Raw genomic sequence first — 14,998 nt, 5'->3', positions numbered from 1 at the left:
CATGTGAGGGGAGAAAAGTAATGCGTTTGCAGATGAGTTTTCGTTGGGTGGTGGTTTTATTTGCGTTGATCTGTTTAAGTCTGACCTTCAGAGTGGCGGCTGCGCCAACCGATCAGATTCTAGAGTACGGAAGTACGAAAGACATTCGCGACATAAATCCACATCTGTACAGTGGTGAGATGGCTGCTCAGAACATGGTGTTTGAGCCTCTGGTGCTGACAACTTCACAGGGGCTGGTGCCGCATTTGGCGAAGAGTTGGGAGATCTCCCCTGATGGTCGTACCTATACTTTCCACTTGCGTGATGATGTGACATTTACGGATGGTGAGCCGTTTGATGCACAGGCTGTGAAGAAAAACATCGATGCCGTCATTGATAATTACGAACGCCATGCTTGGCTGGAATTGGTTCGACAAATTGATGCGGTCAATGTGATTGATACACATACGGTTGAACTAAAGCTTAAAAATCCCTATTACCCGACGTTGACAGAATTAAGCCTGACACGGCCTTTTCGGTTTATCTCTCCAACGGCTTTCATAGAGGGTGCCACTAAAAATGGTGTCTCGAGCTATGCCGGAACAGGACCCTGGGTCTTAAAGAATCATCAGAGAAATCAAAGAGCGCAATTTGAACGTAATCCAAATTATTGGGGAGAATCGCCTGCACTAGCTGGGGTGAACTGGAATGTGATTCCTGATCGACAAACCTTGTTGTTGGCTTTGCAAAAGGGCGATATTCAATTGATTTTTGGGGCTGATGGCGACATGTTGAGCATGGATGCCTTTGAGGCTTTACAAGCCGATGGCAAGTTGCGCACAAAAATGAGTGATCCCATTGCGTCTCGCGCGATTGTGCTCAATAGTGCACGACCTGTGACGTCTGATGTGAATGTGCGCCGTGCGTTGTCGCATGCGGTGGATAAAGAAGGTATTGCACTGGGTGTGATGGGCGGCAGTGAAACCGTTGCGCAGACTTTGATGGCTCGTAATGTGCCTTACAGCGATGTAGATCAGCAGGAGTATGACTACGATCTGGAACTTGCGCAACAGATCCTAGAGGACTCCGGCTGGGTGCTGCCTGCTGGTCAAACCGTTCGACAAAAAGATGGGCAACTCTTGAGCTTGGTGTTTTCATATAACGTGGCCAATGCGGCAGAAAAAGACATCGCAGAGCTGATTCAAGATGATTTTAAAAAGATCGGTGTGAAGGTCGACTTGCTAGGTGAAGAAAAACAAGCCTATCTAGATCGACAGCGCACTGGCGACTTTGATTTGCAATATTCTTTGTCGTGGGGCACACCTTACGATCCAGCCTCGTTTGTGTCGTCTTTTCGGATTCCGGCACACGCCGATTATCAAGGCCAAAAAGGGCTACCGAACAAAGTTCAGCTCGATGCCATGATTGATGAGTTGCTCATCACACCCGATGAAGAAAAACGTAAGGCACTCTATGCCGAGCTCTTCAGTACTTTGGCGCAAGAAGCGGTCTACATTCCGCTGACGTACTCCAGAACGAAAGCTATCCACCAAAAAGCCCTGGAAAACGTGGGCTTTAATCCGTCGCAGTATGAAGTTCCATTTGAAAAAATGACGTTTTCAGCTTCAGGACATTGAGCGTCTACGACTGAGTTTTGGTGAGGGTAGTGATGCGTCACTATTTCATTGTGCGATTGCTGATGATGGTGCCACTGGTCATTTTGATCAGCTTTGTGGCGTTTGCCTTGTTGAGCTTGGCACCCTCGGATCCTGCTGAAGTGTCGTTGCGACTCAATGCGATTGTGCCAACACCCGAAGCGATTGCACTGATGAGGGTCGAACTCGGACTCGATCAGCCATTTTTAGTTCGTTATCTGGATTGGTTGTCTCGCATCGTGCATCTGGATTTTGGGATCTCCTTTTTAACGCGAACTCCCGTCCTCGATGAAATCTTACTGGCCTTGCCTGCGACGCTTTATTTGGCTGGTGTGACGCTGGTGTTGATTGTTGTCTTGTCGATGACGCTGGCGCTGCTGTGTGTTTTTAACCGACAGGGTTGGGTTGATTATTTGACGCGCGGCATTGTCTTTATCCTCACGGCAATTCCGAACTATTGGTTGGGTCTCTTACTGATCTGGCTTTTGGCTGTCCAGATGGGTTGGTTTCCCGTCAGTGGGATGACGCAATATCATTCTGTGATTCTGCCTGCATTGACTCTATCGATGGGCTACATCGGCACTTATGTGCGTTTGATTCGGGGCACGATGCTCAATCAACTCAATCAGCCCTATGTGTTTTATGCCAAAGCCCGCGGTTTGTCTGAACGCACAATCCTATTTCGGCATGTACTACCCAACTCCTTGCAGACCTCCTTGGTTGCCTTGGGGATGAGTATCCCCAAGCTCATTGCCGGAACGGTTGTGATTGAAAGTGTTTTTGCGTGGCCAGGAATTGGTCGCTTGTGTATTCAGGCAATTTTTGGGCGCGATTACCCCATGATTCAGGCATACATCCTGATGATGTCACTGTTGTTTCTGGGGTTTAATTTTTTGGCGGACTGGCTACAGCGCCGTTTGAATCCGCGGCTTGTCGGACTGTAAGGAGGGCTAGTTGATGTTTGCCAGAGCCCTGAACCTGCTGCGTCATGATTGGTTTTCTGCCCTGTGTCTTTTGATTGTGGTGGTAGTCATTCTGGCGGGCATCTTCGCACCATGGATTGCGCCCAACGACCCCATTGAAACCGCTATTCGACATCGATACCAAGGGGTAAGCGCCGCTTTTCCTTTTGGCACAGATCATCTTGGGCGTTGTGTGTTTTCACGGGTGTTGTTTGGGATTCGCACAACCGTCTTTTATGCCATCGCCGCCATGGCCATGACACTGATTCTAGGTTGCTTGGTGGGATTGGTGGCTGGCATGTCTGGCGGCAAGATCGATGAGTTTCTGATGCGCCTGTGCGATGTGCTGCTGTCGTTTCCGGCAGAAGTCATGATCTTGGCATTAGTCGGTGTGCTTGGTCCCGGTATTGGCAATATTTTGTTGGCGATCGTGGTGGTGAAGTGGGCTTGGTATGCTCGGATGGTTCGAGGTGCGGTCTTGCAGTACACGCAAACCAATTATGTGCGCTATGCACAAGTGATCGGTGCGCCTGCTTCTCATATTTTAAGACGCCATCTGTTGCCGATGACTGCGGCTGAAATCGCTTTGCTCGCTACCACAGATGTCGGTGCTGTGATCTTGATGATTTCGGCATTGTCTTTTTTAGGGCTCGGTGTACAGCCACCCACCCCGGAGTGGGGCAACATGCTCAATGAAGCTAAGAATGTGATGGTGTTGCATCCTGAGCTAATGTTGCCCGCAGGTTTGGCCATTGTTTTAGTTGTGGTGGCTTTTAATGGGGTGGGTGATTTTGTACGAGATCTTTTAGATACCTCAAAACGCCGTCATCAATCCGGTATGACGCCTTCAGATGACAGCAGGGGGATGCTCTCTTGACTGCGATCTTACGGCTACAAAATCTGTCGGTTTGCTTGAAAGGCACACAGACTTCTAAAACGCTTTTATCCTCGATCACGCTCGATATCCAACGGCATCGGACACTAGGGGTTGTCGGTGAAAGCGGCAGCGGAAAAACCTTGTTGTCACATGCCATTCTGGGATTGCTGGACTCACAGTTACAAGTTAGTGGTGAAATCTGGTTTAACGATCAAAACTTATTGGCGAGTGAGCAAGTAGATCCCTGGGCAGATCTTCGGGGCAAAGTCATGAGTCTGATTGTCCAGAATCCGATGAGCGCGTTCGATCCGCGCCAGACTTTACGCACTCAGTTTATGCAGACCCTGCAGCTGCATTTTCCGTTATCACGCACGCAATGTGAGGACTTGGCGCACGATGTTTTGTTGAAGTGTCAGCTTGGATCGGATGCCATAACGTTGCTCAACCGATATCCTCATCAGTTAAGTGGTGGGCAGTTGCAGCGCATCATGATCGCGTTGGCACTGGCACATCAACCTCAAATTCTGATTGCAGATGAGCCAACGACAGCGCTTGATAGTGTGTCTCAGTATGAGATCGTACAGCTATTGAAAATATTGGCGCATGAACATGGCTTAACCCTGATTTTTGTGAGCCATGATTTAAACCTGTTGAAGCAGATTGCTGACGATGTCGTGGTGCTTCGACATGGCCAATTGGTTGAAAGTGCAACGCTTGAAAGTGTTTGGAATACCCCTAAAGATCCGTATACGCAGTATTTACTAAATGCCTGCCAAAAGCTGGACGCTCGATTTCAGGTGTTGATGCGAGGTGGCCATGCTTCTTAAGGTCGCGAACGTCACTAAAAAATATCGTCAATCTGGGCAATGGCGAGCGCGTTCACAGATGGTTTTGCGTGATGTGACCTTTACGGTTGAGCAGGGTGAGAGTGTGGGGCTGGTCGGTCGTAGCGGCAGTGGTAAAAGCACGCTGGCGCGTATTGTGTGTGGTTTAGAGAAACCGGATCAAGGCGAGGTTCTCTTTAAAAACAAATCGCTACACCGAAGCTCGAGTCATTATGGGCAGATCAGTCTTGTGTGTCAGGATTACAGCAGTTCAATTAATCCGGGGATGACGGTGTATGAGGCGATTGCTGAGCCTTTGAATTTATATGCACCACTGCCGCCAACACAACAACGTGAACAGGTTGCCGGGTTTTTACAACGAGTGGATTTGTCACCCGATCTCATGTCTCGGTATGTAGGTGAGATCTCGGGTGGGCAAGCACAACGGGTGTGTATCAGCCGAGCGCTGGTAACGAATCCGGCGTTTTTAGTGTTGGATGAAGCACTGAGTTCACTCGATATTCCGACGCAAGTGCAAGTGCTTGATTTGTTGTTGGACCTACAAGAAGGGTTCGCGCTTAGTTATTTGTTTATCACGCACGATATTCGCGTGCTTTGTTATTTGTGTCAGCGCGTGTTGTTTTTTGATGAGCAGACTGTTGTCGAGAGTTGTCCTGTTCAAGCGCTGTCACAGGTGCAGTCGCCGTTCGCACAGTCTTTGCTGAGTCGAGTTTTGTAATGATGTGAAAAAGGAAAGGTGAGTTTATGTATAAGAGAACACTGGTTTCGTTGGCGTTGATTGGTGTTGCTGCAACGGTTCACGCCCAGTCGTCAGTCACCCTGTATGGGGCAGTGGATTTGGCACTTGAGTATCAGACGGTGCGAACGGGGTCTACGTTTGCAGTTAACGGTAAAGAATCGTTTACGCAAATTGGCATGAAGTCAGGCACACAGGCGGCTTCCCGTTGGGGGATCAAAGGCGTTGAAGACCTGGGTAATGGTCTAAAGGCTAATTTCGTGTATGAAAGTGGGATCAATGCCACCACAGGGGCAAGTAGTGGTTTTAAGCGCCGCTCAACGCTTGGTTTGAGTAGTCAGTCTTGGGGGGCGCTTGATCTGGGTCGTCGATCCTCACCCGGTTCAGATGCCTTTGCGACGATTGATCCGTTTGAGTCGTCTTATGGCATGGCGAATCTGCAGATGTCCATGGGTTCAGAATTCATTCGTTATTCCAATATGGTGATGTACACATCACCGAATTGGAATGGTCTGACATTGGGGGCTGGCTATTCATTTGATACGCAAGTGGGTATTGCCAAAGTACCTGCCTCAACCAATCAGATCCAGCCGACAGGGGCTGTGCCTTTTTCTTTCGAGACCAATAATCGAACCAGAGCAATTTCGCTAGCAGCCCATTATGAAAGAGGGCCGATTCAGTTGGCGGCGATCTGGGATCGGTTAATGGCACCGGCCAGTCTTGCGCTCGAGTCCAGCAAAATTGATGCTTGGGTTCTGGGTGCGACTTATGACTTCAAAGTGGTTAAATTGCATGCGGCCTATGGTCAGCAAATCGGTGGTGTGGTCAATATCTGGGAAACCCCTTCGGATGTGGGTATGAACACAGGTGGATTGGGTGATTTGACAACCGCCTTATTTGCACCGGGTGCACGTTCTCAGTCTTGGATGGTGGGGCTCAGTGCACCGCTTTCTGAGCGCACACGTGTGTTTACATCGGTGCAACAGATGGTGCCCGGTGGTTCCCTTAAAACATCGCCCATTGATCAATTGTCGAGTCAGACAATTGCCAGTGTCGGGGTGAGCCATTCGCTATCACGTCGAACCGGTGTTTATGCCTATTATGCGTACGGCAATAATATGGCGATGTTAAATGGTGTGAAAGTCAGCACATTGGCAGTGGGATTGCGACATTCTTTTTAACGGTCTGTGTTGTCTGAGTGTGCCGCTTTCTAGTAGGTGGTTTAGAGGCACACTCAATAATCCTCAATGTGATCCTCAACGGTGATTCTGCGTGTTAGGGTTAGTGAACAAAATTCATTTGTTCACGATAAACAAGATTTAGAAATCAATGAGGAGACAACGATGAAAATGAAAACAGTGCTGGCGATTACAGGCTTGAGCCTGGCCGTAATGTCAGGTTCAAGCTTTGCCAGTGATTATCCAAACCGTCCCGTCAAACTAGTTGTGCCCTATGCCGCCGGCGGCATTACCGACGTGTCGACACGCATGGTCGCGCAAGCGCTTGAAAAAGAGCTTGGTCAAGTCATTGTCATTGAAAACCGCCCGGGTGGTGCAACCTCGGTGGCTAGTAACCACGTCTCGCAACAGAAACCGGATGGTTATACGCTCTACGCCGCCTCTTTGTCGTTGCCGCTGAACAAGTATTTGCAGCCGGATGTGAAATATGATGCTTTTAAAGATTTTCAGATTCTGTCTGGCCTAGCCGATTCGCCCATGGTGCTTGAAGTGGGCAAGGGTGTGAGCGCCAATAATCTGACTGAGTTGGTTGAAGCCATGAAAGCCAACCCTGGCAAATATACGATTGGTGCTTCAGGCGTAGGGGCCAGTAATCACATTGGCGCAGAAAACTTTCTGATGCGTACAGGCACTGATGGACTGATCGTGCAATATCAAGGGGGCGCCCCGGTTCGCACTGCGTTGTTAGCAGGTGAGATTGATATGACATTGGCGACTTTGAACGAAGCGCAACCAGTTCTGAAGTCGGGTGATGCCAAAGCGGTGGCAGTCGCAACGATGGAGCGTTTGGATGCTTTGCCGGATGTGCCAACAATCAATGAAGCGATGGGTTGGGATGATTTTGAGGTGGTTTTCTGGACGGCACTGGCAGCACCAGCTGGATTAGATCCTGAAGTTGCTAAAACCATTGAAGCTGCCATGGCGAAAGTCGGTTCTGATGCGCAACTTCGTCAAAAGTTGCAGGAAAGTGGTGTGACATTGAATGTGACGAGTGCAGATCAGACTGTCGAACGCATGAAAACTGCAGATCGTACATTTGGTCCTATCATTGAAAAGTTTATGAAAAACCCTCAATGATCGCTATATGATCTGAGTCATCCGTTTTTCTAGGCTCAATTAATTAGCCGCAGGATCGGCACCCTCAGAATTACCGGTGGGTGCACGATTGGCGGCTTTTTCTTGTTTTAACCAGAGCTAGTCGTCAGGTGATAGAGATGGGCAGGGCAACGTTGTTTTATTAGGCTGCACCCGGAATCTCCAATAGAGAGTTGGCGATATTGAAATAAATGAGTACACCCACGCCATCGCAAATAGTGGTGATCAGTGGTGCGCTTGCCGAGGCTGGGTCGAGTTTCATCTTGTCTAAAATAAATGGCAGTAACATACCAATCACGCTACCCACCATCACGATAGTGACCATGGTGAGACTCACTACTAAGGCGACATCAGTACCTGCCCGAAACGCACCAAAGGCAGAAACGGCTAAGGCCATAGTTAAGCCAAGAAATAAAGCGACGCTAAATTCTTTGCTTAACATCGAAATCCAGTCCCGAGGCCCCACATCGCCTGTGGCTGGTGGGCGTACGACCAGTGTGGCACTTTGAGAGCCCGCGTTTCCACCGCTGTCAATCAGTAGTGGCAAGAAAAAAACCAGTGCCACCATGCTTTCGATTAGTCCTTCGAAATAGGCGATGCCCGCACCAGAAAAAATGTTCCCAAATACCAGTCAGACCAGCCAACCGACTCGCATGCGATACAAAGCACTAATGGATGCGTTTTTAATCGAGCCTGACAATTTACCGATTGCCCCGAGTTTCAGTTGATCCTCAGTACTATCTTCAGTTGCAACGTCAAATGCATCGTCATGCATGACGATCCCCACCATCTGACCACTTTCATCTAGTACGGGCAAAGCCAGTAAGTCGTGAACACCAATGAGTCGTGCGGCTTCGCTCTGGTGATCGGTCACCGTGCAAAAAACAATGTGCGTGGCCATAATGTCGCCAAGACTGTCTTCTGGGTTGGCAAGAATCAAATCACGCAATGACACCGTGCCCACGATATGGTTGTCGTGATCCAGAATATAGGCAAAGTAGATCGTATCTTTGACGGGCGCATCCAGACGAATGGTTTCTAAGGCTTCTGCCACGGTCTGGTTCACATCGAGCGTGACAAATGAACCAGTCATAACCGATCCCACCGTGTTGTCAGGGTATGTGTTGGGGTCTGGCATCGAGTTGCTGACAACGGGTGCGTTGTCCATCATGGACAAATTTAGAAATTTTACGGACATGATGTTTCCTTTTTTCTTGTTTCTTGTGGTGTTTGCGAGTTCTTGTGTGCGCTAAAACAAAAAACACAAGGCGCCGTGTAATGTTCAGAGTGTGCAAACGACCGTTCCCCTCAGTACTAGCGCACTGATGAGTGGCAATTTTGTCTTTAAAAGGGCAAGAATCAGGTTGAGCAGCATTAGCTAGCCGCAGATGGCGGTTTAGCCGTGTGTCGCATCCGCCTGATTCAGCCTCAATCGAGGTTCTGGTTCTTCAGGCATTGATGAACTCGATTTATTAGGTTGTCAGCGTCGATCCTCATAAGAGGTTTTGAAAACTGATGTTGTTTTAGTCAGACACTGAGTTTGTGTGTTTTATGTGACGAAATGAGTGTGTGCTTTAAACGAGAGTGATCCGAGCTAGGTTGTCATCGTGATCAGCTTACAGTCAACTGAATCAGCGTGTAGAACACAGTTAACAGCCGTTTCTCGATGTTCCTCATTTCCTCACAATCGTGATTGGGTCAGTGTTTTAGGCCGCCCACCTGACAATGGCAAATCGCCTGCCGTGCTGAACCCGTGGTTTTGTGTAAAAATTGACTAATTGACTTCAATCAAGACTCGGCTTTAGGCATAAATGACTGTGAAGATTCGAATTGATCGACAGAAATTTTGCTCACTAACAAAAACCTAAATTTCGTGTGGACAAAAGATGAATCTAAATGCGTTTTCTGTTATAAATAATAACAATTCTCATTATGACTTACTCTTAGAGAGGTTTTTGCGATATGGCTTTAAACAAGGTTATGGGCTGGGCAGTGGCATTGGGGTTAACCTGCGCAGCGGGTCCCGCACTGGCAGATATTACGATTTATAGTGGACAGCACAAGGCAGGAACCGATGCAGTCGCGAAAGCTTTTACAGAAAAAACAGGCATTCAAGTCAACGTCAAAAAAGGCTCTAGTGAGCAAATGGCCGGTCAATTGGCTGAAGAAGGCGAGCGTACGCCCGCCGATGTTTTTTGGGCTGAGCAAACATCACCCATGCTGATGTTGTCGCAAAAAGGTCTTTTGGTCAAATTACCTGAAAATGTCGTTCAAGCCATGCACGGTGAGGGCTATGACGCAGTTCCAAAAGCAGAAAACCAAGACTGGGTTGCGACGAGTGGTCGTGCGCGAGTCGTTGCTTACAATCCCGATCTGATTAAAGAAGAAGAGTTGGCCACATCGGTTTTGGATTATGCCAAGCCTGAGTGGAAAGGTCGCATTGGTTTTGTGCCTACTTCGGGTGCGTTTCTGGAGCAAATTATCGGCATGACCGATATGTTGGATGAAGAAACAGCTCTGAATTGGCTTTTAGGTCTTAAAGACAATGGCAAGCAGTACGCTAAGAACTCAGTGGCATTGGCCGCGGTTGAGCGTGGTGAAATCCCAGCTGCCTTAATTAACAACTACTACTGGCACAACATGGTGCGTGAGCAAGGTGGTCTCGATAAGGTTAAAAGCCGTTTGAATTTTATCGGTCATGAAGATCCCGGTGCCATGATGACGTATGCCACAATTGCTGTACTCAATGGTTCAGACAATCAGGACGAGGCCGTTAAATTTGTGGAGTACGCCGTGAGTCAAGAAGGTCAGCAAGCGTTTGCTAACGAGCGTGCTGAATATCCACTGCGCGCAGACGTACAATCATCGTTTGATTTAAAACCCTACAAAGAAATTGGCGCACCTAAGACCAGTGTGACCACATTTGAGGATAAAGAGAAAGCGGCCAGATTGCTTGAGAAAGCTGGTCTGAAGTAATCCCTTAGCAATAGACCTGTGTGTCTACAGAAAGACACATCATGTCTGTGATCAGAAAACCCTGGTAACAGGGTTTTCGCTTTAATAGCTTTTTATGAGTGAATATACGCAAACAGCACACGTTCTGAATACGGTCGAACTGCCAACCGTGACACACCCAAAAGATCCAAAGATGTCTGGATCACGGGGTGCTTTTTTGCGTTTCTGGTCGCATCAGAAAAGAAAGCAAGGTGCCCCTTTGTGGTTGCGCTTGCTGGTGCTGTTAATCAGCATCCCGATGTTGCTGCCGTTTGCCTATGTTTTGCTCAGATCGTCTGATGTCGGTTTGACGCGTGCCGTTGAACTGGTGTTCCGTGAACGGGTTTGGATGCTGTTTGGCAATACGGTTGCGCTGCTGGTCATTGTGACGTTTTTATCGATCGTGCTTGGCACGGTTGCCGCCTTTTTACTTGAGCGGTATCGCATTTTTGGTGCGGGGTTTTTTCGGATCACCTCCACATTGCCTTTGTGTATTCCGGCGTTTGTGGCCAGTTATAGCTGGATCAGCCTGAGTTTTCGACTGGAAGGTTTTGTTGGCGCTGTCTTGGTAATGACAATGAACTCGGCGCCCCTGGCCTTTTTGCCGGTCTCTGCGGTCTTAAGGCGCATGGACCGCACGCTCGAAGAGGTGAGTCTGTCACTAGGGCGCAATAGTCGGGAAACATTTTGGAAAGTAATTTTTCCACAATTGCGTCCTGCGTTAGGCAGCAGTTTCTTGCTGATCGCCTTACACATGCTCATTGAGTTTGGTGCTGTTTCGATCTTGAATTACCCAACGTTTACCACGGCCATTTATCAAGAGTACGAAATGTCTTTTGATAATGCGTCTGCGGCGTTACTGTCCTTGGTGTTGGTGGTGCTTTGTTTGATTGTTGTGGGGTTCGAATTGTTGTTCCGTGGCAAAACCCACCATGCTCGTGAAGGCAAGGGCGTTTCTAGGCAGGTCGTGCCTCGTCAGCTGCCTACTTGGCTACATAGTTTGGTCTTTGTGTTCTTTTCCATCATGTTTATCCTGAGCATTGCAGTTCCGGTGGTGATGGTTGGGTACTGGATTTACATCGGAACGTCTTTGCAGACTGCTTTTGCGTGGGGTGAGTTTTTTAGTTCGCTCGGTTTGTCTTTATCAATATCAAGCATTGGTGCTTTGCTGTGTGTATTGGCGGCCATGCCTTTGGTATGGGTCGCTATCCGATATCGCAATTGGTTAACTTTGTGGATTGATCGCTTGCCATTTTTATTGCATGCGATGCCTGGGATTGTGATTGCACTGGCGTTGACCTATTTTTCAATCCGCTACGCGTATCCTGTGTATCAAACGTTTGTCCCGGTTTTAGTCGCTTATCTGATGCTTTATTTACCGATGGCACAAACAACCTTACATGCATCGATGAATCTCGTGCCTTCGAACCTAGAAAACGTGGGAAGATCTTTGGGGCGCTCTAATTTTTTTGTGTTTAGGACGTTATTGCTGCCAACGATTCTGCCTGGAGTCACTGCCGCGTTTGCTCTGGTGTTTTTAAATCTAATGAAAGAATTGACTGCCACATTGGTGCTCACCCCCACTGAGGTCCAAACCATGGCAGTGTCGGTCTGGGAGTTAACTGCGGATGGTCGTTATGCGGCAGTTGCACCTTATGCGGTTGGATTGATTTTGTTTTCTGGAATTCCTGTTTATTTACTCAGACGATATGGCTTTAACTGAAGCACCCGCCAAAATCCTGACGCTCAAAGGCGTTAGCAAGTCATTCGATCAAGTGCCCGTGTTGCGTGATATCAATTTGACTTTGCATGAAGGTGAAATCCTGTTTTTGCTGGGCGCTTCAGGCTGTGGGAAGACAACATTGCTGCGTTTAATTGCTGGCTTTGAAGTTGCAGATGAAGGTAGCTTGCGAATTCGTGATCAGGTCATGTTTGATGCACAGACGTTTGTGCCACCTAAAGACCGCAGATTGGGTTATGTGTTGCAAGAAGGGGTGCTGTTTCCACATCTGAACGTTTATCGCAATATCGCTTATGGTTTGGGGAATGGCAAAGGGAAAACGTCTGAAGAGCGTCAACAAATCGAAGCGGTGATGGCTCTGACGGGCATTGCTGGGTTGGCCGATAGAATGCCCTACGAAATCTCAGGTGGGCAGCAACAACGGGTGGCCTTGGCTAGAGCCTTGGTTTTAAACCCAGGCTTGATGTTGTTAGACGAGCCGTTTAGTGCGTTGGATGAACATTTGCGTGCACAAATTCGTGAAGATGTGACCGATATCTTAAGACGCAGTAACGCGGCGGCTGTGATTGTGACACATGATCGCCATGAGGCTTTAAGTCATGCCGATAAGATTGCGTTGATTCAGGCAGGCCAGCTGGTGCAACTGGATACACCCAGAAATCTCTATCATCGACCTGCGACCATTGATGTGGCGCGTTTTATCAGTGATCGCAGTTTGTTTCTGGCAGCAACCCTGAAAGGTGGGCAGAACTTATTTGCATATACTGAGATTGCCCCGTCGGTGCCAGTTGAGATGATGCCCAAAACTCAAGCTCAGATCAAATCAGTTGGATCAGGAGTGAGTGAGCAAGGGATAAATAAGTCGGTGATAGATGGGCAAGTGATGATCCGTTCAGATCAGTTGTTACCGACTGATGCAAAAGATCCTCAAGCCTTGTTTGTAGCCGAGCTCACTCGCATTAATTTTCATGGACATCATAGTCAATGGTTACTGCGTGCTGGTGATGATATCGAGATTGAATTGAGCGTGGGTCGTGAGCATGAAACACTCAAAGCTGGTGATCAGGTGGGTTTAAAGCTTGTTGGAGCGGCACTGTTTTATCCGAACTAGTTGTTCGTAAAAAGGTTAAAAATCGATCAAGTCAGTTTTTAAAGTGTTGGATCAGGTTTGACCATTAGGTCAAAAACGGTAATTGGCTTTGGCATTTTTGATCTACTGAGCGCCCTGATATATACATGATCTCAAAATCATATGGCTCAGGTCTATGTTGATATACAGGGAAGCCTTCTCGTGGATCTCGTTCTGTTATTGATCATTGAATGAGTGAGCAAATGTTAAGTGATTAAATTTTATTTGCTCACTCATTTCAAGAAGTTTTAAAATGAAAATCAAAACTGAAATAAACAATGTCACGCTAGTGTCAATATGGGTTATTGTTTATGATTAATTAACTGTTTTTCTCGTCATAATGTTCTCTGTCAAGTTGCAGTTTATTACTACTGTCAGAAAACGAAGTGATTGTTTGATTAGATGTTCTATTGACAGAGACGCGCATAATATCAAAACGGTTATAACCTCCGCCGATATCATGTCGTAGTTTGGTTAAAAGAGCGTCTTCTAAATTGACATCAGCATACACAATATCTTCAATATCATTGTCTAAAGGGCCTGCAATGACTGTACCAAGAGGTCCGTATATGGCGGTGTGACCGTTTCCACCGGACTCTAGGAATTTGAAGATAGTTTCGTCGTCTTTATAAAAATTTTTAGTTGATTCACCGATGACGCAAGATGTTGCCATGGTAAATACTTTCCCTTCAAATGAATGGGCTGCACTTCTGATTTCAATGTCTTTTGACATGTTATAGCCGCCTGGATCATTTTTAGGTACAGCAGGGTAGTTTGCAACATGTACTTGTTCACCTTCTGCAATCAGTACAAATCGGGCTAAAGAGTTTGCATTTTCACCGCAAATTAAAGTTCCGATTTTTCCAAACTTGGTTGAATGGACTAACAATCCTTCACCATCCCCAAAAGCCCAAACTAATTTTTCCCCAAGCGTTGGCATTAGTTTTCGGTGTCGACCGACGATGACGCCATTGTTATCGATGGTAATGTTTGTGTTATACAATGTGCCGTGAGCATTTGGAGTTTTTTCGGTCACTCCGATCACAATAGCGATATTATTTTCCCTAGCGACTTGACAAAGTTTTGCTGTCTCATTGCCCGGTATCAAAATAGCTTGTTCTAAAAGTTGTTTTGTATAGTGAACTGACTCCGCTTGGGATACATAGCGGCACCAGTATGGAAACCCGGGTACAAACGATTCTGAAAATGCGATGATGTTCGCCCCATTTTTACTAGCTTCTTTAACTAGATTGCAAACTTTATCAATTGTTTTATCAGTATCCATATAAACTGGCTCAGCTTGAACAGAGGCCAATTTAATTTTTGGGTAAATGTTTGGCTCATTAGCCAATTGTTTTTTGTTGGGATTCATTTGTCTCGACTGTTGTTTGTTTTGAATGTTAAAAATTGAAATTGCTAATGTGGGCTTTTAGATAATGTTGAATTGACAGTACACTAAAAATATTTGTTCAGCAACAAGTATTTATTTATACTCACTATATTTTTAAATTATAGGAAACTCTGAATAACTCCGTGTGACCTATGTGAGGCGTCACGGTATGATCTGGATGTCGCCTTCTATCAATGAGTGATCACGCCATGAACCAGTTGAGTTTTTCTGATTTTGAGCACAGCACGAAACGCAAACAGACTCGCCGGGAGAAGTTTCTTCTGGAGATGGATCGAGTGATTCCTTGGAGCCGTTTGCTCGCATTGATTGAGCCTGTTTAGCCCAAAGGTAGAACTG

13 protein-coding genes and 1 pseudogene are annotated in these 14,998 nt (G+C 47.1%); 11 read left to right on the top strand and 3 right to left on the bottom strand.

Features of this window, described 5'->3' with window-relative positions; all coding sequences use genetic code 11:
- Positions 1-32: 32 nt before the first annotated feature.
- From nikA to ACOI06_RS13570, 7 genes are all read left to right on the top strand, one after another.
- Positions 33-1,616, top strand: a complete 1,584-nt coding sequence (nikA, locus tag ACOI06_RS13600) for a nickel ABC transporter substrate-binding protein (RefSeq protein ID WP_420663138.1) — start codon at positions 33-35, stop codon at positions 1,614-1,616.
- 32 nt (positions 1,617-1,648) lie between these two features.
- Entirely contained in the window at positions 1,649-2,578 is a 930-nt protein-coding gene (gene opp1B, locus ACOI06_RS13595; RefSeq protein WP_420663137.1) for a nickel/cobalt ABC transporter permease, read from the top strand.
- Positions 2,579-2,591: 13 nt separating this feature from the next.
- Positions 2,592-3,473, top strand: a complete 882-nt coding sequence (gene opp1C, locus ACOI06_RS13590; protein ID WP_420663136.1) for a nickel/cobalt ABC transporter permease — start codon at positions 2,592-2,594, stop codon at positions 3,471-3,473.
- Positions 3,470-4,300 (top strand): ABC transporter ATP-binding protein, encoded by an 831-nt coding sequence (locus tag ACOI06_RS13585; RefSeq protein WP_420663135.1) that lies wholly within the window; start codon positions 3,470-3,472, stop codon positions 4,298-4,300. The genes opp1C and ACOI06_RS13585 overlap by 4 nt, the downstream gene beginning before the upstream one ends.
- Positions 4,290-5,036: an ABC transporter ATP-binding protein gene (locus tag ACOI06_RS13580; protein ID WP_420663134.1), complete on the top strand. Its 747-nt coding sequence runs from the start codon at positions 4,290-4,292 to the stop codon at positions 5,034-5,036. The genes ACOI06_RS13585 and ACOI06_RS13580 overlap by 11 nt, the downstream gene beginning before the upstream one ends.
- Before the next feature lie 26 nt (positions 5,037-5,062).
- Positions 5,063-6,235 (top strand): porin, encoded by a 1,173-nt coding sequence (locus tag ACOI06_RS13575; protein ID WP_420663133.1) that lies wholly within the window; start codon positions 5,063-5,065, stop codon positions 6,233-6,235.
- Between the two features lie 162 nt (positions 6,236-6,397).
- On the top strand, positions 6,398-7,369 hold the full coding sequence (locus tag ACOI06_RS13570) for a Bug family tripartite tricarboxylate transporter substrate binding protein (protein ID WP_420663132.1): 972 nt from the start codon (positions 6,398-6,400) through the stop codon (positions 7,367-7,369).
- A 160-nt stretch (positions 7,370-7,529) separates the two neighbouring features.
- On the opposite strand, the gene ACOI06_RS13565 is transcribed toward ACOI06_RS13570, so the two are convergent.
- Together ACOI06_RS13565 and ACOI06_RS13560 are read right to left on the bottom strand one after the other, a co-directional pair.
- Positions 7,530-7,955: a magnesium transporter gene (locus ACOI06_RS13565; protein ID WP_420663131.1), complete on the bottom strand. Its 426-nt coding sequence runs from the start codon at positions 7,953-7,955 to the stop codon at positions 7,530-7,532.
- A gap of 63 nt (positions 7,956-8,018) precedes the next feature.
- A complete protein-coding gene (locus tag ACOI06_RS13560; protein WP_420663130.1) occupies positions 8,019-8,585 on the bottom strand; it encodes a CBS domain-containing protein in 567 nt (188 codons plus the stop codon).
- A 764-nt stretch (positions 8,586-9,349) separates the two neighbouring features.
- On the opposite strand from ACOI06_RS13560, the gene ACOI06_RS13555 reads away from it, so the two are divergent.
- The 3 genes from ACOI06_RS13555 to ACOI06_RS13545 all read left to right on the top strand — a co-directional run bounded on the left by ACOI06_RS13555 (position 9,350) and on the right by ACOI06_RS13545 (position 13,233).
- Positions 9,350-10,363 (top strand): extracellular solute-binding protein, encoded by a 1,014-nt coding sequence (locus tag ACOI06_RS13555; protein WP_420663129.1) that lies wholly within the window; start codon positions 9,350-9,352, stop codon positions 10,361-10,363.
- Positions 10,364-10,457: 94 nt separating this feature from the next.
- Complete coding sequence (locus ACOI06_RS13550) at positions 10,458-12,104, top strand: ABC transporter permease (RefSeq protein WP_420663128.1); 1,647 nt, start codon at positions 10,458-10,460, stop codon at positions 12,102-12,104.
- Positions 12,091-13,233, top strand: coding sequence for an ABC transporter ATP-binding protein (locus ACOI06_RS13545; RefSeq protein ID WP_420663127.1), 1,143 nt, complete (start codon positions 12,091-12,093; stop codon positions 13,231-13,233). The genes ACOI06_RS13550 and ACOI06_RS13545 overlap by 14 nt, the downstream gene beginning before the upstream one ends.
- 337 nt (positions 13,234-13,570) lie before the next feature.
- Here ACOI06_RS13545 and ACOI06_RS13540 read toward each other — a convergent pair whose 3' ends face one another.
- On the bottom strand, positions 13,571-14,623 hold the full coding sequence (locus tag ACOI06_RS13540; RefSeq protein WP_420663126.1) for a carbon-nitrogen hydrolase family protein: 1,053 nt from the start codon (positions 14,621-14,623) through the stop codon (positions 13,571-13,573).
- A gap of 227 nt (positions 14,624-14,850) precedes the next feature.
- On the opposite strand from ACOI06_RS13540, the pseudogene ACOI06_RS13535 reads away from it, so the two are divergent.
- Positions 14,851-14,976: pseudogene (locus ACOI06_RS13535) on the top strand (IS5/IS1182 family transposase); the annotation flags it as partial.
- Between the last annotated feature and the right edge of the window lie 22 nt (positions 14,977-14,998).

It is taken from the genome of Orrella sp. 11846 (genome assembly GCF_048820935.1).
Lineage (GTDB): Bacteria > Pseudomonadota > Gammaproteobacteria > Burkholderiales > Burkholderiaceae_B > Algicoccus.
The sequence above is the reverse complement of the archived record's forward strand: the minus strand, read 5'-3'. Positions and strand labels throughout refer to the sequence as shown.